The 18,353-nt window shown below is 46.1% G+C and carries 26 protein-coding genes and 3 pseudogenes; 11 read left to right on the top strand and 18 right to left on the bottom strand.

From position 1 onward, the window contains the following. Positions 1-22 precede the first annotated feature (22 nt). A complete protein-coding gene (locus RS881_RS29365) occupies positions 23-439 on the top strand; it encodes a hypothetical protein (RefSeq protein WP_315813984.1) in 417 nt (138 codons plus the stop codon). After that, positions 384-1,293: pseudogene (locus RS881_RS29355) on the top strand (bestrophin family protein). The gene RS881_RS29365 and the pseudogene RS881_RS29355 overlap by 56 nt, the downstream one beginning before the upstream one ends. Before the next feature lie 568 nt (positions 1,294-1,861). On the opposite strand, the gene RS881_RS29345 reads toward RS881_RS29355, so the two are convergent. The 11 genes and pseudogenes from RS881_RS29345 to RS881_RS29295 all read right to left on the bottom strand — a co-directional run bounded on the left by RS881_RS29345 (position 1,862) and on the right by RS881_RS29295 (position 8,419). Then, complete coding sequence (locus tag RS881_RS29345; RefSeq protein ID WP_315813980.1) at positions 1,862-2,053, bottom strand: hypothetical protein; 192 nt, start codon at positions 2,051-2,053, stop codon at positions 1,862-1,864. Further along, positions 2,032-2,205: a hypothetical protein gene (locus RS881_RS29340; protein ID WP_315813979.1), complete on the bottom strand. Its 174-nt coding sequence runs from the start codon at positions 2,203-2,205 to the stop codon at positions 2,032-2,034. The genes RS881_RS29345 and RS881_RS29340 overlap by 22 nt, the downstream gene beginning before the upstream one ends. A 42-nt stretch (positions 2,206-2,247) precedes the next feature. Next, positions 2,248-2,649 carry a Fic family protein gene (locus tag RS881_RS29335; RefSeq protein ID WP_315813978.1) on the bottom strand — a complete coding sequence of 134 codons (402 nt, stop codon included), beginning with the start codon at positions 2,647-2,649 and terminating at the stop codon, positions 2,248-2,250. A 268-nt stretch (positions 2,650-2,917) separates the two neighbouring features. Then, on the bottom strand, positions 2,918-3,100 hold the full coding sequence (locus RS881_RS29330) for a hypothetical protein (RefSeq protein ID WP_315813977.1): 183 nt from the start codon (positions 3,098-3,100) through the stop codon (positions 2,918-2,920). Positions 3,101-3,235: 135 nt separating this feature from the next. After that, on the bottom strand, positions 3,236-3,406 hold the full coding sequence (locus tag RS881_RS29325) for a hypothetical protein (protein ID WP_315813976.1): 171 nt from the start codon (positions 3,404-3,406) through the stop codon (positions 3,236-3,238). After that, a complete protein-coding gene (locus RS881_RS29320; protein ID WP_315813975.1) occupies positions 3,403-4,614 on the bottom strand; it encodes a tetratricopeptide repeat protein in 1,212 nt (403 codons plus the stop codon). The genes RS881_RS29325 and RS881_RS29320 overlap by 4 nt, the downstream gene beginning before the upstream one ends. Positions 4,615-4,648: 34 nt before the next feature. Then, positions 4,649-5,131, bottom strand: a complete 483-nt coding sequence (locus tag RS881_RS29315) for a DNA gyrase C-terminal beta-propeller domain-containing protein (protein ID WP_315813974.1) — start codon at positions 5,129-5,131, stop codon at positions 4,649-4,651. Between the two features lie 42 nt (positions 5,132-5,173). After that, positions 5,174-5,227 (bottom strand): annotated as a pseudogene (locus tag RS881_RS29310) (hypothetical protein); the annotation flags it as partial. Continuing rightward, the gene (locus RS881_RS29305) at positions 5,203-5,736 is read right to left on the bottom strand and encodes a DNA gyrase C-terminal beta-propeller domain-containing protein (protein WP_315813973.1); all 534 of its coding nucleotides are present in this window, start codon (positions 5,734-5,736) and stop codon (positions 5,203-5,205) included. The gene RS881_RS29305 and the pseudogene RS881_RS29310, both read right to left, overlap by 25 nt. Positions 5,737-5,831: 95 nt before the next feature. Continuing rightward, complete coding sequence (locus RS881_RS29300; RefSeq protein ID WP_315813972.1) at positions 5,832-7,274, bottom strand: DNA gyrase/topoisomerase IV subunit A; 1,443 nt, start codon at positions 7,272-7,274, stop codon at positions 5,832-5,834. Positions 7,275-7,513: 239 nt separating this feature from the next. Continuing rightward, positions 7,514-8,419, bottom strand: a complete 906-nt coding sequence (locus tag RS881_RS29295; RefSeq protein WP_315813971.1) for an SAM hydrolase/SAM-dependent halogenase family protein — start codon at positions 8,417-8,419, stop codon at positions 7,514-7,516. A 98-nt stretch (positions 8,420-8,517) separates the two neighbouring features. Between RS881_RS29295 and RS881_RS29290 the strand changes: the two genes are divergently transcribed. The 5 genes from RS881_RS29290 (at position 8,518) to RS881_RS29270 (ending at position 11,101) form a co-directional block, all read left to right on the top strand. Continuing rightward, positions 8,518-9,012: a hypothetical protein gene (locus tag RS881_RS29290; protein ID WP_315813970.1), complete on the top strand. Its 495-nt coding sequence runs from the start codon at positions 8,518-8,520 to the stop codon at positions 9,010-9,012. Between the two features lie 365 nt (positions 9,013-9,377). Next, a complete protein-coding gene (locus RS881_RS29285; RefSeq protein WP_315813969.1) occupies positions 9,378-9,968 on the top strand; it encodes a hypothetical protein in 591 nt (196 codons plus the stop codon). Next, complete coding sequence (locus RS881_RS29280) at positions 9,884-10,213, top strand: oligosaccharide flippase family protein (RefSeq protein ID WP_315813968.1); 330 nt, start codon at positions 9,884-9,886, stop codon at positions 10,211-10,213. The genes RS881_RS29285 and RS881_RS29280 overlap by 85 nt, the downstream gene beginning before the upstream one ends. An 11-nt stretch (positions 10,214-10,224) precedes the next feature. Then, entirely contained in the window at positions 10,225-10,599 is a 375-nt protein-coding gene (locus tag RS881_RS29275; protein ID WP_315813967.1) for an MATE family efflux transporter, read from the top strand. Next, on the top strand, positions 10,589-11,101 hold the full coding sequence (locus RS881_RS29270; RefSeq protein WP_315813966.1) for a HEAT-like fold family protein: 513 nt from the start codon (positions 10,589-10,591) through the stop codon (positions 11,099-11,101). The genes RS881_RS29275 and RS881_RS29270 overlap by 11 nt, the downstream gene beginning before the upstream one ends. Positions 11,102-11,163: 62 nt before the next feature. On the opposite strand, the gene RS881_RS29265 is transcribed toward RS881_RS29270, so the two are convergent. Continuing rightward, positions 11,164-12,120: an FkbM family methyltransferase gene (locus RS881_RS29265; protein WP_315813965.1), complete on the bottom strand. Its 957-nt coding sequence runs from the start codon at positions 12,118-12,120 to the stop codon at positions 11,164-11,166. A 192-nt stretch (positions 12,121-12,312) separates the two neighbouring features. On the opposite strand from RS881_RS29265, the gene RS881_RS29260 reads away from it, so the two are divergent. Next, positions 12,313-13,341: a hypothetical protein gene (locus RS881_RS29260; protein WP_315813964.1), complete on the top strand. Its 1,029-nt coding sequence runs from the start codon at positions 12,313-12,315 to the stop codon at positions 13,339-13,341. An 81-nt stretch (positions 13,342-13,422) separates the two neighbouring features. Here the strand turns inward: RS881_RS29260 and RS881_RS62345 are convergent, their stop codons facing one another. Both RS881_RS62345 and RS881_RS62340 read right to left on the bottom strand, forming a co-directional pair. Next, positions 13,423-13,668: an AAA-type ATPase lid domain-containing protein gene (locus RS881_RS62345; protein WP_484557638.1), complete on the bottom strand. Its 246-nt coding sequence runs from the start codon at positions 13,666-13,668 to the stop codon at positions 13,423-13,425. Positions 13,669-13,716: 48 nt separating this feature from the next. Beyond that, positions 13,717-14,585 (bottom strand): annotated as a pseudogene (locus tag RS881_RS62340) (sigma-54-dependent transcriptional regulator); the annotation flags it as partial. A gap of 67 nt (positions 14,586-14,652) precedes the next feature. Here RS881_RS62340 and RS881_RS29250 point away from each other — a divergent pair. From RS881_RS29250 to RS881_RS29240, 3 genes are read left to right on the top strand one after another with little or no spacing between them, the layout of a single operon-like run. Beyond that, positions 14,653-15,000, top strand: a complete 348-nt coding sequence (locus RS881_RS29250; RefSeq protein WP_315824358.1) for a DUF4846 domain-containing protein — start codon at positions 14,653-14,655, stop codon at positions 14,998-15,000. Then, on the top strand, positions 14,997-15,218 hold the full coding sequence (locus RS881_RS29245) for a hypothetical protein (RefSeq protein WP_315824357.1): 222 nt from the start codon (positions 14,997-14,999) through the stop codon (positions 15,216-15,218). The genes RS881_RS29250 and RS881_RS29245 overlap by 4 nt, the downstream gene beginning before the upstream one ends. Next, positions 15,215-15,445, top strand: a complete 231-nt coding sequence (locus tag RS881_RS29240) for a DUF4846 domain-containing protein (protein ID WP_315824356.1) — start codon at positions 15,215-15,217, stop codon at positions 15,443-15,445. The genes RS881_RS29245 and RS881_RS29240 overlap by 4 nt, the downstream gene beginning before the upstream one ends. A gap of 298 nt (positions 15,446-15,743) precedes the next feature. Here RS881_RS29240 and RS881_RS29235 read toward each other — a convergent pair whose 3' ends face one another. The 4 genes from RS881_RS29235 to RS881_RS29220 form a co-directional block, all read right to left on the bottom strand. Continuing rightward, positions 15,744-16,187: an alpha-L-fucosidase gene (locus RS881_RS29235; RefSeq protein WP_315824647.1), complete on the bottom strand. Its 444-nt coding sequence runs from the start codon at positions 16,185-16,187 to the stop codon at positions 15,744-15,746. Beyond that, a complete protein-coding gene (locus RS881_RS29230) occupies positions 16,136-16,519 on the bottom strand; it encodes an alpha-L-fucosidase (RefSeq protein WP_315824355.1) in 384 nt (127 codons plus the stop codon). The genes RS881_RS29235 and RS881_RS29230 overlap by 52 nt, the downstream gene beginning before the upstream one ends. Beyond that, the gene (locus tag RS881_RS29225) at positions 16,516-16,983 is read right to left on the bottom strand and encodes an alpha-L-fucosidase (protein WP_315824354.1); all 468 of its coding nucleotides are present in this window, start codon (positions 16,981-16,983) and stop codon (positions 16,516-16,518) included. The genes RS881_RS29230 and RS881_RS29225 overlap by 4 nt, the downstream gene beginning before the upstream one ends. A gap of 278 nt (positions 16,984-17,261) precedes the next feature. Next, the gene (locus RS881_RS29220; RefSeq protein WP_315824353.1) at positions 17,262-18,248 is read right to left on the bottom strand and encodes a pyruvate dehydrogenase complex E1 component subunit beta; all 987 of its coding nucleotides are present in this window, start codon (positions 18,246-18,248) and stop codon (positions 17,262-17,264) included. Positions 18,249-18,353 lie beyond the last annotated feature (105 nt).

Below are 18,353 nucleotides of genomic sequence, written 5' to 3'. Positions count from 1 at the left end.
TGTATTCGACATCCGGGGTAAGTTGCCTTATGCAGAGCTGGTTACAGAAGCATTTCGGAATGCCTGTAAACGGGTAAAACTACAACACCCCAAAACCATCCGCAGCATTGTGATCCGCCACCAGTATGGCGATACGGCAGCCGTTTTCCGGAATTTTGTGGACGCCAATGATATTGACCTCATCGTGTGTCCCGATCATTATGTATTTCATTCAGTACACACGGGCAGTGTAAACCCTGTGCCTTTGTTCAATAAAGGCGGCGTGCCTATGATGAAGGAATTTAAGCTCAAAAGGAAGCAGGCAGAAGCAGAAACGCCTGTACAGGAGCTGGAAATTTCGAGGAAGAGAACCAATGAAACATTAGTCACAAAAGAAAAAAATTATGCTGTTAAAGAAGAATATCCCATTCCGTTACATATTCGGCAAGATACAGTATGAGTTACTGATCATCCTGCTGTATACCACAGTTATAGCCATTTTGCATGAAACTAACCGGGTGTTACCCATTTCGATTCCTTTGGCCATCCCTGCCTTGCTGGGTACAGTGATCTCGCTGTTGTTGGGATTCCGCAGCAACCAGGCCTATGACCGGTGGTGGGAGGCAAGGCATATCTGGGGGCCATAGTCAATGAATCGCGCACGCTGGCCCGGCAGGTGCTTAGTTTTACAGATAACAGGGATGAAGACGATGATGTATATTTTTTCAGGGAGCGGGTCATCCGCCGGCAAATAGCCTGGAATTACAGCCTGGGGCAAAACCTGCGTGGCACACCGGCCACACAGGGACTTGACAGGTACCTGAGCAAACGAGAGCTGGAAATGGTGAGCCAATACAGCAATGTGCCGGCAGCTTTGCTGGAGCAGCATGGCCGTGACCTGAAACGGGCGCTGGAAAACGGCTGGGTAAACCGCTACCAGCAAGTAGAGCTGGACCGTACCATATCCCGGCTTTGTGAAGCCATGGGAAAGTGCGAACGCATCAAGAATACTGTGTTTCCGCACACTTACAGTCTGTACATTCATTTTTCGTTGTTGCTGTTCATCGCTCTGTTGCCCTTCGGCGTCATTGAGTATTTTGGGTTCTTGAAATCCCGCTGGTGATGGCCGTTTCAGCATCGTTCCTGCTGATCGAGAAAATGGCCATCCATTTACAGGATCCTTTTGAAAATAAGCCCACGGATACACCCATGACCACCATAGCCCGCAACATTGAGAGGGACCTGCGGCAAATGCTGCGCGACCAGGAATTCCTGGAATATGAAAGGCCAGCGAAGGCGTTCTACGTGCTGTAAAACGGAATAAGAATTCGATAGGGAGCTTACGGCTGCTGTCTGCGGGCCAACAAAGTTGGTGTTTTATACGTTGTAAAATAAGTCGCTTTTAGGCTGTGAAATTTAATACGCTTAGCATCTTATTTGAATGTAACCTCCAGTTGGTTTGAGTTAATAGTTTAGCTCAAACCAACTGGAGGTTCTCTTATAATTGATATTATGTTAAATATAAGTAGACACTAAAAGGGCAACTTTTGCCCCCTGCTTTTGCAAATTTTTCCCCTACTGATTATTCTAAATTTCAAACATATAACCGATACTGGACAACGACCGATATTCCCTTTTCAGTCGCTTTGTCAGGATCCTATTTCAAAGAACTACACACAATATACGACTAAAAGCATAAAAATCAATGGAGTAAGGCCGTTTTAACAAATGTAAATGGGTACATTAAAAAAGCTAATTAGCCTGAAGAATAGACCTTACCAATAAATCAACTTAGACGATACAAATTCGCAAATTATCAACTCCGTTTCAGTCTCGATAAAAACAATGGTATACTTCTTTTTATAGGGAAGACATTTATACCCTAAAATTGCACGTGGAGCATCTCTGCAGACATGGTAAGATTTCCGATTGTCTGCCATTTTAATAAAAAGTCATAAACACGATCTACCCACTTTTCTGCTGTCGCAATAAGTCCCTGACTTTCGATGAACCAGGCTACAGTTGCGATGGATTCAGCAGCAGACTCCTTTACTACGACTTTGCGCTTGCCCATTTTCGGATCAACTTTTTACTGTAAGATCGGGCATCTTCAACGCTAAGTACCTTTTCTGTCTTTGCTTTCAAAGCAGCCTTTTTCTGTAAAGCCTCATATTCCTTTAAAGGAATTAAAGCATATTTCTTTTTGTCAATTTCGATCTGTGTCATGATTTCTAATTTATAGGCAAAATTACATTTTCTAGCTTAATCCTATTTTTCGCCCCTAAGATTTCCCTTACGAAACATTCCCCTGGAAGCATCTACTTCGCCAAGCACTGTATTATATACACTCCCCGTATTACGCATCACACGAGCGTTAATTTGTTGTATAAACTCTACTGTTATTACTTGCTTTTTCTGGGCAGATTTTAATACAAACTTCAACGCCTCATAATGATCCTTTACCATTAAGCTGTGCATTAGCGGCTTGCCCTTAGGGGTTATATCTTCTTCCAGGAGTAGCCGGGTTTCAACCTCCGTCAGGGTACTACCCTCGATACTGGTCGAATGGTGGATTATCAGGTACTGATTAAAACGGTCATAGTCCAGCACTTCGTGCAGGTTGAAGCTCTTGTACTGGCTAATTAAGCTATCAAGGTGGGAAGAATACAAAACTTAGGAATTTTAAGTGCCGAAATTAGCTCAATTCTCCTACTTCAAGGGATTTTTAGGACAACACAACTGGCAGTCAAATGCACAGGGCATTCTAGTAGACTAGCTACCCTTTGCATAGACCTCTGATCTGCCTTACACTCCTGCTTTTAGCGCCCTTAGCCCAAACCTTAGGGCAATAAAAAAGGCAAAGCTGAGACTTTGCCTTTTCTAAAAAGTTTTCGGTGTAATTATTCCAGTTTGTTGATTCCTTCGTAAATCCCTTGTCCTAAGCCGGAGAATCGGATAATGTTGGCCTGGTTTCAAGCCCCGCCTCACTTTTATCCTGTATGTCCTTATACACCCTCAGTTCACCCGATTTCTCACCACTGCGGTAGCCCATCCAATACGTAAAACAAGGCACCGTGACGAGAATAAACACAATTAGCAGCAAATCGTTGTAGGTAGACATGTCGCACGTTGATTTAAAGGTTAGAATCTGCTTAAAAATAAAAAAATCCCCGTAATAACGAGGGATTCTTTTATAATATTCTGAACAAGTTGCTGCTAAATCGCAACCCTGTTTCAGGCTACAAGCAGGTTTTGTTTAGTGCTTGCGGTCAACGTTGTTGAACTTCTCCGTGTAAACGGTCGTTTTATCCTGCAGCTTTTTGATCTCGGCTTCATACTGTTTCATTTCTGCAGTGGCCTTTTTGGTTTCCGCAGCATTACGCTTTGTTTCCAACTGGCTGGTCTTTTCTTCATTGATGGTGATCAACAGATCCAGTGCATTTTCAGGATGTCTTTGTCATCCATTTTCAGCTTAGCTTGCTTGTCCAGCAGCTCATCTACCTTTTCAAAATAAGGAGTGGCTTCGTCAAATTTCTTCACTACTTCATGGCGCAGTTCTTCCTTCTTCTTCAGTTGGTCAGGCGTCAATTTGGTACCACCTGATGGACGGATGGCCTTGTTCTCTGTATTGATGTCTACACCCTGGTTATACAGGATCTGACCCATTACCATATTGGCATTGGCGTAATCAGGCTTCTTTTCCAGGGTACGCTTCATCATTTCAGCTGCTTTGTTGATCAGCTCTTTTGAATTGGCCGGACGCTTGGTCACATCTTCCTGGTAACCTTCTTTGTACAATTCAACCGCATAGTTGAACAGGAAGATATGGTTATCGGGATTTTCCTTGATCACTTCTTCATATTTCTTGAACAGGTCGGGCTTGGTACCTTTATCGCTCAGCATTTCCAGGTCGAAGCCGGTCCAGAATGGATCCTGGGGATATACTTCTTTACCCAGAGCAGAGAACTTTTGAGCGGTAGCGATATCATTCTTCTGACGATAATGGTCGGCCAACCACTTGTAGATCTCAACAAAACCCTCACTCTTGGCTTTGGCTTCGGCTATTTTAGAATAGTATACAGCTGCTTCATCGGGTTTGCTGGCTTTTTCGGCAGAGATACCGGCATATAAAGTGGTAGTGGTATCCATTTTCATGGGAACGATACCCCTTTCGGCCAATACATCAAATACTTCCAGTGTCTTCTTAAAATTGGTGAGGGCATCATTGTAGTTACCGGCATTGTAGAAAGCGGCACCATCTTTTGAATACCCGGTATACACATCAACCAGGGGTTGATTGCCATCAAAGGTGAGCAGCAGGTACCTTTTGTTGGCATCCTTTTCTTTTCCTTCCAGTTCCAGGTATTTTTTGAGGGACTGGAAAGCAACTTCACGGGCGTCTGGTACCGTTCCTTTCAGACTGGAATCCTTATTGATGGCTATGTAAATTTTAGCCTTTTGGTAATAAGGTTCAGAAAGAGCCTGGTTTTTATCAATAGCCAGTACGCCGTCTATTTCGGTTTTTGCTTCAGTTAGTTTCTTTTTACCTAGTAGATCTTTGGCTTTGTCCAGTTTCTGCGCATACAAGCCAAAACCTGTGGCGGCCAGCAATACGGTCAGCAATACCTTTTTCATTGTTTGCTTATTAGTTTTAAAGTGATAGTTGGTTTTATGATGGGTTTGTTTCTTCTCCAGATGCGGTTTCCGCGTCTCCGGTTGGCTCTTCACCAGCATTTAATCCTTCTTCGTCAGCCGCTGTTTCCTCAATAATGGGTTCTGTACCACCTTCAGCAATTACTACAGCTTCGGTTTCCTCATCGTCCTCATCCAGCTTGGTAATAGCGGCAATCTCATCGCCGTCATTGAGGCGAATGAGCTTTACGCCCTGAGTAGCACGACCTTGTTCACTAACGCCCTTGATCGGCATCCGGATGGTAACACCACTCCTACAGGTGATCATCAGGTCTTCTTTTTCGGTTACATCCAGTATACCTACCAGCGGACCAGTCTTATCGGTTACAGTGATGGTCTTAACCCCTTTACCGCCCCGGTTGGTGATCCGGTATTCATCGATCTGTGTCCGTTTTCCATATCCTTTTTCACTCACTACCAGAACAGTACGCGATTTATCTTCCTTTCCGACACATATCATGCCAATCACTTCGTCATTAGCATCATCTACTTCAATACCGCCTACACCAATGGCGCCCCGGCCGGTTGCTCTTACTTTTTCTTCGGGGAAACGGATAGCGCGGCCACTTTTACAGCCAGCATGATCTCACAATTACCATCGGTCATCCTGGCTTCCAACAGTTCATCACCTTCCTGGATAGTGATGGCATTGACACCTGTTTTGCGGGGATTGCTGAAATCTTCCAGTTCAGTTTTCTTCAGCACGCCTTTCTTGGTGCAAAGTACAATATTATGGCTCTTGACAAAGTCTTTGTCTTCCAGGTCCCTCACATCAATGATGGCGCGCACCTTATCATCCGGCGGTATCTGGATCATATTCTGTATGGCCCTTCCCTTACTGGTCTTCTCACCCTCAGGTATCTGGTAAACATTGAGCCAGAAGCAACGGCCTTTTTCAGTAAAGAACAGCATGGTATGGTGGGTGGAAGCTACAAAGAGGTGTTCGATAAAGTCTTCCTCCCTGGTACGGCCGCCGATCACACCCCTGCCGCCTCTTTTCTGGGCGCGGTATTCGTTGGCAGAAGTACGCTTGATATATCCCAGGTGAGATATGGTGATCACCACATCTTCTTCTTTGATCAGGTCTTTGATGCTTACTTCATCATCGAGGTAAGTGATCTCTGATTTACGGGCGTCACCATACTTATCCTTGATCTCGATCAGTTCCTTTTGATCACATCATAACGCATGCCTTCGTTGCCCAGCAATTCCTGCAGGTAGGCGATCAACTTCATCAGTTCATCATATTCTTCCTTGATCTTCTCACGTTCCATGCCGGTTAAGCGTTGGAGACGTAATTCCAGGATGGCTTTGGCTTGTATTTCATCCAATCCCCAGCCTGCGTTGACCAGGTTTTCTTTGGCTACTTCGGGTGTTGAAGAAGCGCGGATCATAGCAATCACTTCATCCAGGTGGTCCAGGGCAATGAGGTAGCCTTGCAGGATATGTGCTTTCTTCTGTGCTTCTTTCAGTTCAAACTCGGTACGGCGTACCACCACTTCATGACGAAACTCTACAAACTCAGTGATCATATCCCGTACGCTCAGGATCCTGGGGCGGCCTTTTACCAGCGCCACATTGTTGATACCGTAGGAGGTTTGAAGTTCGGTATATTTATAAAGTTGGTTGACCACCACATTGGCAATAGCATCCCTTTTCAGATCGACCACGATGCGGGTGCCTTCTTTTTCGTTGGATTCGTTGTTTACATGGGCGATGCCTTCTACGATCTTTTCATTGACCAGTTGGCCAATACGGTCGCACAAAGCATCCCGGTTTACCTGGTATGGTACTTCGGTAATGATGATCTGTTCACGACCGCTGGGTTTGGCATCCAAGGTAACCCTGCCACGCAGCACCACCCGGCCACGACCGGTAGCCATACCAGCTTTCACGCCTTCCATACCGTAGATGATACCGCCGGTTGGGAAATCGGGCGCCTTCACGTAAGCCATCATTTCTTCGATGGTGATATCGCGCTTGTCGATGTAGGCAATACAACCGTCGATCACCTCCGACAGGTTGTGCGGCATAATATTGGTTGCCATACCTACGGCGATACCACTGGAACCATTCAATAAGAGGTTGGGAATGCGGGAAGGCAATACTGTAGGCTCTTTTAAGGAGTCATCGAAGTTGAGTTGGAAATCAACTGTTTCTTTGTCGATATCTTCCAGCATGGCTTCGGCCATCTTTTCAAGACGCACCTCCGTATAACGCATGGCCGCCGGGCCATCGCCATCCTGGCTACCGAAGTTACCCTGACTATCAACCAGGGTATAGCGCATGCTCCAGTCTTGCGCCATACGAACCATGGCGTCGTAAACGGAACTATCACCGTGTGGGTGGTATTTACCGAGTACGTCCCCTACGATACGGGCTGACTTTTTAAATGGTTTATTGTGAGTAACCCCCATTTCATTCATGGCAAACAGGATGCGCCGGTGAACCGGCTTCAATCCATCCCGCACGTCGGGTAAGGCGCGACCTACAATGACCGACATGGAATAGTCGATGTAGGCTGTTTTCATCTGCTCTTCAATGTTCACGGGAACGATCCGATTCTGATCATTCGTTTCTGATGGTGTGAGATTCTCTTCCATAGCTGTATTTAGCTGATTTTATCCATTTTATGTCCGCCAGGATGACGGATCGCGATGGGTGGCAAATCTACCCTATTTGGGGCGGAAAACCCGTTATAAACCAGTGTTTTTGACCTCATTTTTCCACTTTTGTGGAGAAAGAAGAAGTCGGCAGCTTGAGGTCAGAAATCCAGGATTTTCATTCCGTTATAAGCAGCTTTTCAGACTTCCTATTTCAGACTCCGGACCTTATTGCCCCTTTAGTGAGCAGCAACTATTTTAACCCTCCAATCAGGTCCGCTGTTGATGTGAAAAGAATCGGCAAAGCTGCGCATATTGAGGGCCAGTGAAAAGTTCATCAAGCTGTTCATATAAGCCAATGCCTGCCCTTCAGGAACAGCACCAAAGGTGGTCACTACCGGCACCTCCTGGTTAAAGAAGGTCACCCCTCCCCTGTCGATAATTATTTTTACTTTTTTATCAGTCAACAGTTGTAATTTATTGAAAATCGAATCATTAATATTCGTCCAAACATTACCATACTGAACATCCAGAACAGGGATACCGCCTATCAATGTATCGCCATTCAAGACCGGTTTTGGATAGGTAATCCGAACTACTGTATCAGGCAGAAGCTTCCCGACCTCCTCAAAACTGATCACACCAGCCGCCAGGCGGGCGCCGGTATAGGCGTATACATCCCGGCCATGAAATGTGTAAGAAGCTTGGGAGTTTTTTCTTCTATTTAATACCTCATTAATCTCTCTCACAGATTCTATACCAATTGATTCAGCAATAAGTGTAAGGGTGCCATTATCAGGCGTTACGAAGTATTGTCCATTCCGTGTCTTGGCCACTATTGACTTCCTGCTGGTGCCTACACCAGGGTCGACCACAGAAACGAATACGGTACCCCCTGGCCAATAAGGAGCCGTTTGCTGCAGCCTGTAAGCCGCTTCCCAGATATTATAAGCGGGTATTTCGTGGGTAAGGTCATACAGCTTGAGTTCAGGAGATACACCTGTAGCTACTCCTTTCATGGCGCTTACGGCGCCATCCTTTACACCAAAGTCGGTTTGGAAAACCAGCGCCGCTTTGGGGGCGGGCCGTTGACAGGAAGTAATGTCGGCCAATAATAGGAATAAGGTCCATCGAATTGCTTTCATAATCTTTTCTATCTTGTACCCATGCCGGGGAATAAAACGCTGTTTTCTGGCAAATCCCGGGCCATGATGATAACGGTTAAATGTAAAAGTACAACAAGATGACTCCCCAAAAACGCCTGCGCCGTATCCGCGCCATGATCCTCTTTTTTGTGATCATGCTGGTATTAAGCGGCATTACTGCTTTCCCTGTTTACACGCAACTCAAATGGGCCATGGACCACGAAGTATTGTCGCGTGATTCACTGATCGGCGCCTTCTTATACCAGGTATGGCTGGGCGTAAAGGCTGCCAATGACCAATACCCCTTCCTGTTCTATGGGTTCGACTGGCTGGCTTTTGCCCACATTGTGATCGGGATGGCATTTATTGGCCCCTATCGGGATCCAGTTCGAAATATCTGGGTTATTGAATGGGCCATGCTGGCCTGTGTAGTGGTATTTCCGCTGGCGCTTATTGCCGGTCCCATCCGGGGCATTCCCTGGTTCCATATCCTGATCGATTGCTGTTTTGGGGTGTTTGGATTGATCCCTTTATGGATTACCCGGAAATGGATAAAGCAACTGGCCGCCCAAACACAACCGGCCAACCCTTAGAAAGTGCGCTTTAACGCCCTACCTTAAGACAACCTTAAGGCTACCTTAAGCGAACCTTTAGACAGGGAGACTAATCAAGGTGGTCCCTCCTATTGGCGGGACTGAAAAGGCGACTCATGTGGGTAAAATGCACCTTCGGGCCCCATGTTGCGTAGTTTCCACTAACCACCAATTGATTTAAACACTAATTTCACGCCCAAAGTATTCCCCTTGAAGCTGTTGAAATCATCTTTCTGGTTACATTCTATCTTTTATACCCTCTTACAACGTTTTTCGCTTTTCTTCTTTGGAGCGATTTCTTTTATGATCCTGGTCAGGGATTTTCCAAACAGGAACATGGTGTTGAAACAAATGGTGTATGGGCCATGTACCTCACCATCCTGGCCTTGTTTGAAACCATCAAGCAGGGCTTGCTGCGCAATCCTACCATCAAGTTCCTGGGCCTTTCGGAGTTCGCTAATAAAAAGAAAGAAGTGCAATCTTCATCTTTGGTTATCAATATTTCATGTTCTTTACTTGTTATTTTATTGTTTACTATCGGAGGTGCCTGGTTATCCCATATTTTGAAGATGACAGACCTGGTACCCATGTTAACCTGGAGTGTGGTATTTGTGGTGTTGCTGATTCCTTATAACCACTATGAAGTATTGTTACAGGCACACTACCAGTTCTCCAGAATCTTCTGGGCCTACTTTGTACGCCAGGGCATTTTCTTTATAGGAGTGATCCTGCTTAGTTTTGTTTTTAGTGGATACCTGACCTTGATTAACCTGGTACTATTGCAGATCGTGGCATTGCTGGCCGGGGTGGCGATCTTGTTCAGGGCAACAGCCCCTATCGCCTGCGTGGTTTTCATTTCGACGGGCATACGATGCGCAAGATGTTCCATTTTGGCAAATACATTTTTGGTACCAACCTGTTTTCCAATATGGCCCGGACCTTTGACCACTTTGTAACGGCTTCGTTGCTAAGCCCGGCCATGGGCAAACAGTATGTATCGTATTACAATATTGTGGCGCGGATCAACAATATGATCGATGTACCCTCTCTGGCAGCAGCCGACGTATTGTTTCCCAAAAATGTGGAGACGTTGGAAACTGATGGACTTGGTAAGGTAAAATATTACTTCGAACGGATGATGGGTACCATCCTGGCTTTGATCGTGCCCCTTTCCTTATTCATCTTTGCTTTCCCCGGCTGATCATTTATTTATTGGCTGGCCCCGATTATATGCCAGCTGCTCCCATCCTGCAATTGACTATTCTGTTCAGCCTGGTTCGTCCTTTGGGTTTCCAGTTTGGCTCAACGCTGGACGCCATTGGCAAGCCACAGGCCAATTTTTATGTAAGTGTATGCCTCACGCTGTTTAACCTGGTAGCCACCTATGCCGGTTTGTATTGGTTTAAGGGCATGGGCGCCGCCTATGCTACGGTGGCATTTAATATCGTGTCGGGCATTGTACTGATCGTGATCCTCAAGAAATATGTGCATGTGGAAGTACGCAATATCTTCAAATACATGATCCAGGCTTATAAGGACTTGTTTAGCTTTGCCCGTAAGAAATTAATCAAGACGAGTGGATCTTAAAAACGCCCTACTGGAGAAGCATTCCAAAGACCAGACTGACCAGATCGTGCAATATGTAGGGCACGATAAAAAGAGGTTTGATGCCCTGATGAAGGTTTTCCTGGAAGGTGATAAACTGGTGCAGCAAAGGGGTGGCTGGCCATTGAGCTATTGTGCACAGCGTAACCCCTCTTTTGTAATGCCCTACCTGGGCAAACTGTTGAAATTGCTGGAAAGAAAAGATGTGCACAATGCCGTCACCCGCAACATCCTGCGGCTATTGCAGGATATTACTATTCCCACACGATACCAGGGACAGGTGATGAATATCTGCTTTGAGTTCATTACCGCCCCACAGCAGCCTGCTGCTATCAAAGCATTTTCGTTGACTGTGCTGGAACACCTGGCTGATAGCTATCCCGATATTATTCCCGAAATAAAACTGATCATTGAAGAACGCTGGCCGCATGAATTGCCCTCCTTCCACTCCCGGGCCAGGAAGCTGCTGAAGAAATATGGATAAGTATCAGGTATTAGCTGTTAGCGCATATTGAACGCCCCAAAGGCTAGCAGCTTTTTCCTCACCTATTGCATTTTAAACGCATAGATCATACCCATATCGGGGATGGCCTGGGTAGGCCGTGGAAATACCACACTGCTAAAACCATTGGCGGTGAGCAGTTTTACGAGCGGGTGATATCCCTTGAAGTGCCACTCGATCTTGATCACCTTGATCTTTGGTAGCAGGCCGCTTTCATTCAGTTTGTCGAGGATCTCGTATTCAGCGCCCTCGCAATCGAGCTTCAGGAGGAGTGCATCACCTGGGTGATTGGCAAATATCTCCTGTACCACTTCACGAATGTCTTTAATCTTTACAGTAATGGAGTTGGATTGATCGGTATCGATCTGTTGCAGGAAGAAGTCGGTCGTACTTTTGGTGGCACTGTCTACATTACTGATGGGGATCACCAGGTCGGCAGTGCTGCCACCGACGCCGAGGTTATAGGGAACGATCTTCTTAGAAAGTGCGGGATTGAGGGCAAAGTTGGCCAAACCTGCTTCATAGGTTTCGGGGAAAGGCTCAAAGCTGTAGACCTTCTGCACATTCTTCATGTTGGCAAAATACAGGGAGGCCACACCTACATTCATACCCACATCGCATACTACCAGGTTTTTATCGTAATGCAGGCTATAGAGTCCTTCAATGAAGAGCTCACTGGCCACGTAAAAGTTTTCAAATGTAGCGGCTTTGATCTTTACCTGCTCCCAGGTGAGGTAGACTTCTTTACCGGCATTGTCGATCTTTACTTTATCGTGGGTAGCAATGTTGAGGAAGAGATCAAAACTGGCAGCACAGGGCGCTATTTGTTCCAGGGTAAAAGCCTGACCGGTTTTATTGACAACGACCTTCCCATCTCGGATAGAGATCTCGTTAACCCTTTCCAGCGGAAAGCTATCCTTGGCCAGGAAATGGGCGATACGGTAACTCTTAAACTTCAGGAAAAAATAGAACAGGTTGATGGCTTTAATGAGCTTCTTCATGAATATGAAATATTTCTATCGTATTCAGGTTGACTGACAATATAGATAAATTATCAGTGTACTGCAAGAATACCTTCCTATACCGTCGTTTTTCTATTATCTTTCGGCCGATTTTGTTAGTCGGAAAAGTCTGAAAGTCCGGAAGACCGGAAGCCGATTGTTGAGAGGAGTAGTATAAATAATAAATGGAACATGAAGATCGCTTTTACAATATGTACCAATAGCTTCCTTTCCCTGGCGCGGGTAGTAGGCAAATCGTTGAAAGCACATAACCCGGATTATGCCTTTTTCATCGGCCTTTGCGACAAACGCGAGGTGGACCTGTCTAACTGGTATGATGGTTTTAACGTAATTCCCTGTGATGAAGCTGGCATTGAAGACCTGATGGGGATGGCTATCCATTATGGGGTGAGTGATATCAAAAATGCGCTGAAACCTTTTTACCTGGAATATTTTGCCCGGAAATACCCGCAAGCCGAGCATATCCTGTTCATCGACCCGGATATGGTGATCTACGAAAAGCTGGATGAAATTACCCAACTGCACCAACAAGGCGATATCCTGCTTTTCCCTCACCTATTGCAGCCGCAGCCATTTGACGGCAAAACACCCAATGAAATATCCTACCTGGCCACCGGTACTTATAACCTGGGCCTGATCTCGGTTACCGTAAATGAAAATACCCTGCGCTTCATTACCTGGTGGCGGGACCGCCTGAGGCATTATAGTTATGTAGACTGGAAAGCGGGACTTTTCTACGACCAGAAATGGATCATCCTGGCGCCGGTATTCTTCGACAAGGTAGTGGTGGTAAAACACCCCGGTTACAATGTGGGCTATTGGAACCTGATGGAACGCAGTATTACCCGTATTAATAATAAAGTGATGGTCAACAACAGTTATGGACTGGCCATTTACCATTATAGTAACGTAAACATATCGGGTAATAAGCTTTTCACTGATCAGCAGGACCGGTACCAGGACAGTGACTTCTCGATTTTAGTTGAACTGTTCCAGGAATACCGTAAGGACCTGGTGGCAGAAGGTTATGAGACCACTCGAAAGAAGGTATGTTATTACGCCAATATGCACGAAAACCACTACCGGCAACTGGCACGCAGCACCACCAAGGGCAAGATCAAACTCTGGATCAAAGACAATTTCCCAAAGTCGATAAAGAATCAACTAAGGAAGGCCTTGTCGGGATTTATGAGTAAGTAATTGTAAGGTAGTAGGACGGCCAGGAAACAACAAGTTTATTGGATTATTCCAATGGACTAAATATGATAACACAGGTAATAGCTATTTCCTCGGCAATACGTAGGTCTCAACATCCTCCTTTACGATCGTTTTACCCGACAGGATAATCAATCGCTCAACTACATTGCGCAATTCACGGATATTACCGGTCCAGTTGTGGTGTTTGAGGGCAGCCAGGGCATCGGCTTCGATACCTTTCTTCGCAATGCCATAATCAGCACAGATATCTCCCAGGAATTTATCTACCAGTAAGGGAATATCGTCCCGGCGATCGTTGAGGGAAGGCACATGGATGATGATCACACTAAGGCGGTGGTATAGATCGAGCCGGAAATTCTTATCGTCCACTTCCTGCAGCAGGTCTTTATTGGTAGCCGCAATCACCCGCACATCCACACTAATGTCTTTATCCCCTCCTACCCGGGTAATCTTTCCTTCCTGCAGCGCTCTCAATACCTTGGCCTGTGCGCTAAGGCTCATATCTCCAATTTCGTCCAGGAACAAAGTGCCGCCATGGGCTTGCTCAAACTTGCCAATACGTTGTTTGACGGCCGAGGTAAATGAACCTTTTTCATGACCGAAGAGTTCACTTTCTATCAGCTCACTGGGAATAGCAGCGCAGTTCACTTCAATCAAGGGGCCGGATACGCGGTTGCTTTTTCATGTACCCAGCGGGCTACCAGTTCCTTTCCCACTCCATTTTCGCCCGTTACGAGTATGCGGGCATCGGTAGGAGCTACTTTTTCAATGGTTTCTTTGATCCGGGCAATTGGGCCGGACTCACCGATCATTTCTTCTACCTTACTCACCTTACGCTTGAGTACCTTGGTTTCCGCCACCAGGTTGGTTTTATCCATGGCATTGCGGATGGTGATCAGCAGGCGGTTCAGATCGGGTGGTTTGGAAATATAATCATAGGCTCCTTTCTTAACAGCTTCTACCGCCGTTTCGATGGTGCCGTGGCCGGAGATCATGATCACAGGCACATCGGGATTGGCTTCCCGGGCTTTATCCAGAAACTCAATGCCATCCAGTTTGGGCATTTTGATATCACACAGTACAACGTCATAACTTTTCTCTTTGAACCGTTTCAACCCCTCTTCTCCATCCCCTGCCTCGTCGATCTTGTACCCTTCATAGGATAGGATTTCGCTCAATGTTTTACGGATCGCCTTTTCGTCGTCGATAATTAAAATGTTTGACATATACTTAACAGTCTTTTGCTATGGAAAAATAAATCCTGCTTATCTCATCTAATTAAATCCAAAAATAATGAACTGTATCGACCGCAGGGCTGCTAATTTTTCTATCCTCCTCCTGTCAATTATCCTGCCGTTTTTGAGCGGTTGCCAGGAAATGGCCGCCCAGCCAGGCGCCAATTCCGGCACTACGGGTTCCCCACCCTTACTAAAAGTGAGTGATATAGCCCTGCCGGCCGGCTATAGCCGAATGGATGGCCGGGATGCAGACTTTGCCCGTTGGCTCCGGCAGGTATCCCTGAAAGCCGATAATAAGGTATATCTCTTTGACGGGCGTTTGAAACCTTTCCAGGGGGCGCAATATGCGGTACTGGATATACCGGTTGGTAAAAAGACCTGCAACAGTGTGCCGATGCCGTGATGCGCCTGCGGGCGGAATTCTTTTACCGGCGTGGCCTGTACAGCCGCAGCTGGTTTTCGGATAATAATGGGAAGAAATACAGCTGCCCCGCCGGCGCCGATCAAAACAAGTTTGAAAAATACCTGGAGCAGGTCTATGCCTGGTGTGGTACCCTTTCGCTGGAAAAACAATTGAAGCAGGTAGCCTCTTTTACCGATATCCAGCCGGGGATGTATTGATCAAGGGAGGCTCGCCGGGCCATGCAGTAATGGTAATGGATGTGGCGATTAATAAGGCCGGAGAAAAGATCTACCTGCTGGCGCAAAGCTATATGCCCGCCCAAAGCATTCATATTCTAAAAAATCCTATGGATCAAACCTTGAATCCCTGGTATAAAGCAGGTAATGAACCAATTATAGAAACCCCGGAATGGACATTTACGCAACAGCAGTTAAGGCGCTGGTAGATGAACTTCGTAAAAGTCCTATTGCAATATTTAACCTTGCTTATTACTTTAGTACCAGCATCATCCTTTGAAAAACTATTATCTAATCCCAAAAAGTGTCCCTATGAAGGCTCAGATCAATGCTCAGCACCCCTCATTCAGCAAAACTATTATGCGTTTAACGATTTTAGGAGGTGTTCTTTTAGGCGCCGTTTATGCTTTTCTTATGCTTTGTTCTTCCGCAATAAAAATTATTGAATAGGTCGGATGACTGTATAGCAAGCAAAAAGAATGCCGGCGTTTGGCCGGCATTTGTATTTTACTTCGTCACCTCCACTTCCAGTACCGTATCATACTCCTCTTTCGGAACGGTTTTCACATCGATCACCACATAATTATCCGGTAGTACCTGGAATTTTACGGGCGCTTTGCCAGTGAAGGTTTTAATGGATTTGATCTTATAGGGGATCTTCAGGAATAACTTTTCTTCAGGCGCTTTGAGCAAGTGTAAATACACGGTATTGCCCTTCTCGGTTACAGCACCCCAATCTTGCGGGGCTATAAACCCACCTTTGGTACCATAGATGGTGGTGCCATATTGCTTCAACCATTGCCCCATAGCATTCAGTCGATCGGTAAACTCTGGCTGAATAACCCCATTGGGCATGGGTCCGATATTCAGCAGAAAATTGGCATTGTGACCGGCAGCTTTTACCAGGTAATGTACCAGGGCTTTATTGGATTTGTAATTGCGGTCAGTGATATTAAAACCCCAGGAGTCGTTGATGGTTTCGCAGGTCTCCAGTGGCAGCGTTGATACCGAGGCTCCGCCAAATCCTGTAGTGTTGCCACCGGGCAGGTCTTTTCAAACGCCTGGAAGTCTTCTCCCGGAATAGGCGTCAGGTGGTGGTTATTGCTAATCATACATTGAGGCTGCAGCCGGTGAATGAGGCTGTAAATCTCATCGTATTTCCAATCCACCTTAGACACAGCTGTCTTATTATGGTCATTTTCCAGTTGATCCCAATGACCATCGAACCAGATGCCGGCTACTTCTCCGTAATTGGTAAGTAATTCGGTCAACTGGGCTTTCATAAAGTTGATATAGCTGGGCCAGTTGCTTTTTCTGTCCGGCCAGTGCCTTTACCTGTACGGCCAGTTTCATATTGGTAGTCAGTGCGGTACCAATCCAGCAGGGAATAATAAAAGAACAACTTGAGACCCTGGCGATGGCACTCATCGGCCATTTGTTTTACAATGTCCTTACCGTAGGGTGTGCCCATGATATTCCAGTCCGACTGTTTGGTATCCCATAAGCTAAACCCATCGTGGTGGCGGGTAATAAGGGTAATATATTGCATACCGGCATTTTTGGCCGTACTTACCCAGGCCCTGGCATCGAAATTAATAGGATTGAAGATATTGATCAACCGGCGGTATTCCGGTACCTGGATGTTTCGCTGGTTCATAACCCATTCGCCATGCCCCAATACGCTGGAAGCACCCCAATGAATGAACATGCCAAAGCGGGCACTGTCGAACCATTTGCGGGACTCCATATTTTGCAAAGAAGGAGTATAACCAGGCTGCTGGCTGAAACAGGTAAAAGAACAGATAGTCAAAAAACACGCAATCGTTAGTCGGATCATAATAGTGATGTTGTTTGGAATAGGGAAGATAATGATAATACGTTTATTTGAACAGGAGTTACGGATAATTAACGCAATCGATTTCCCGAGGTGTTGGCACAAAAAATCCCGGAGCACAAACCCCGGGATTGAAGATTATCAGGAACCAGCTATTCGTCTGTCCCATTCACCAATGACGATTCACATTGTTACTTCTTCACATACATCACTTCCTTCACCAGTGCCACGGTGCGGGGCACATCGGGCAACGCGGCGGCTACCAGATTAGGGGCATAGTGCAGGGGCGCATCAGCGGCAGTGATACGGCGGATGGGCGCATCGAGGTAATCAAATGCCTCTTTCTGAATACGGTAAGCAATTTCAGAAGATACCGAGCACATGGGCCACTGCTCTTCTACAATTACCAGGCGGTTGGTTTTCTTTACACTTTCCACGATGGTATGCCAGTCAAGCGGACGAATGGTACGCAGGTCAATTACTTCTGCGCTGATACCTTCTTTTTCCAGTTCGGCAGCAGCTCCGAGGGCTACTTTCATCATCTTATTATAGGAAACGATGGTCACATCGCGGCCTTGCCTTTTCACATCAGCTTTGCCAATGGGGATCAGGTATTCTTCTTCAGGTACCTCACCTTTATCGCCATACATTACTTCACTTTCCATGAACATCACCGGATCATTGTCGCGGATGGCCGATTTCATCAATCCTTTGGCATCGTATGGGTTGGAAGGAGAAATCACTTTAATACCGGGAATATTGGCATAGTAGCTCTCGAATGCGGTAGAGTGCTGAGCGCCCAATTGACCGGCAGAACCGTTGGGACCACGGAATACGATGGGGCAACTAATTTGCCCACCGCTCATTGCCAGCATTTTAGAAGCAGTATTTAAAATTTGATCTAAAGCCAGAACGGCAAAGTTCCAGGTCATAAACTCAACAATAGGACGGAGGCCATTCTGTGCAGCGCCCACGGCAATACCGGTAAAACCCAATTCAGCGATCGGGGTATCAATTACTCTTTTGGGGCCAAACTCATCCAGCATACCCTGGCTAACCTTATAGGCGCCATTGTATTCTGCTACTTCTTCACCCATCAGGAATACATTAGGATCTCTTCTCATTTCTTCGCTCATCGCTTCGCGCAGCGCTTCACGAAATGCTATTAATCTTGCCATCCGGTTATTTAGTTTAATTTTTCTATGCTCCCGACTGCATTAAGACCTTCATCGGGCGACGCAAAATTATTGGTTGAGAGGCAGATAAACAAATTGGAATACGGA

It is taken from the genome of Paraflavitalea speifideaquila, assembly GCF_032395985.1.
In the GTDB taxonomy this organism is placed as follows: Bacteria; Bacteroidota; Bacteroidia; order Chitinophagales; family Chitinophagaceae; genus Paraflavitalea; species Paraflavitalea speifideaquila.
This window is presented reverse-complemented; position numbering and strand designations above follow the sequence as displayed.

Coding starts and splice junctions, on each gene's coding strand:
- RS881_RS29345 (WP_315813980.1), bottom strand. CDS start 2,053: ATGGGCAAGCGCAAAGTCGTAGTAAAGGAGTCTGCTGCTGAATCCATC.
- RS881_RS29340 (WP_315813979.1), bottom strand. CDS start 2,205: ATGACACAGATCGAAATTGACAAAAAGAAATATGCTTTAATTCCTTTA.
- RS881_RS29330 (WP_315813977.1), bottom strand. CDS start 3,100: ATGTCTACCTACAACGATTTGCTGCTAATTGTGTTTATTCTCGTCACG.
- RS881_RS29320 (WP_315813975.1), bottom strand. CDS start 4,614: ATGAAAAAGGTATTGCTGACCGTATTGCTGGCCGCCACAGGTTTTGGC.
- RS881_RS29315 (WP_315813974.1), bottom strand. CDS start 5,131: ATGATATGTGTCGGAAAGGAAGATAAATCGCGTACTGTTCTGGTAGTG.
- RS881_RS29300 (WP_315813972.1), bottom strand. CDS start 7,274: ATGGAAGAGAATCTCACACCATCAGAAACGAATGATCAGAATCGGATC.
- RS881_RS29295 (WP_315813971.1), bottom strand. CDS start 8,419: ATGAAAGCAATTCGATGGACCTTATTCCTATTATTGGCCGACATTACT.
- RS881_RS29290 (WP_315813970.1), top strand. CDS start 8,518: ATGACTCCCCAAAAACGCCTGCGCCGTATCCGCGCCATGATCCTCTTT.
- RS881_RS29285 (WP_315813969.1), top strand. CDS start 9,378: ATGTACCTCACCATCCTGGCCTTGTTTGAAACCATCAAGCAGGGCTTG.
- RS881_RS29280 (WP_315813968.1), top strand. CDS start 9,884: ATGCGCAAGATGTTCCATTTTGGCAAATACATTTTTGGTACCAACCTG.
- RS881_RS29265 (WP_315813965.1), bottom strand. CDS start 12,120: ATGAAGAAGCTCATTAAAGCCATCAACCTGTTCTATTTTTTCCTGAAG.
- RS881_RS29260 (WP_315813964.1), top strand. CDS start 12,313: ATGAAGATCGCTTTTACAATATGTACCAATAGCTTCCTTTCCCTGGCG.
- RS881_RS29250 (WP_315824358.1), top strand. CDS start 14,653: ATGAACTGTATCGACCGCAGGGCTGCTAATTTTTCTATCCTCCTCCTG.
- RS881_RS29230 (WP_315824355.1), bottom strand. CDS start 16,519: ATGAAAGCCCAGTTGACCGAATTACTTACCAATTACGGAGAAGTAGCC.
- RS881_RS29225 (WP_315824354.1), bottom strand. CDS start 16,983: ATGGAGTCCCGCAAATGGTTCGACAGTGCCCGCTTTGGCATGTTCATT.
- RS881_RS29220 (WP_315824353.1), bottom strand. CDS start 18,248: ATGGCAAGATTAATAGCATTTCGTGAAGCGCTGCGCGAAGCGATGAGC.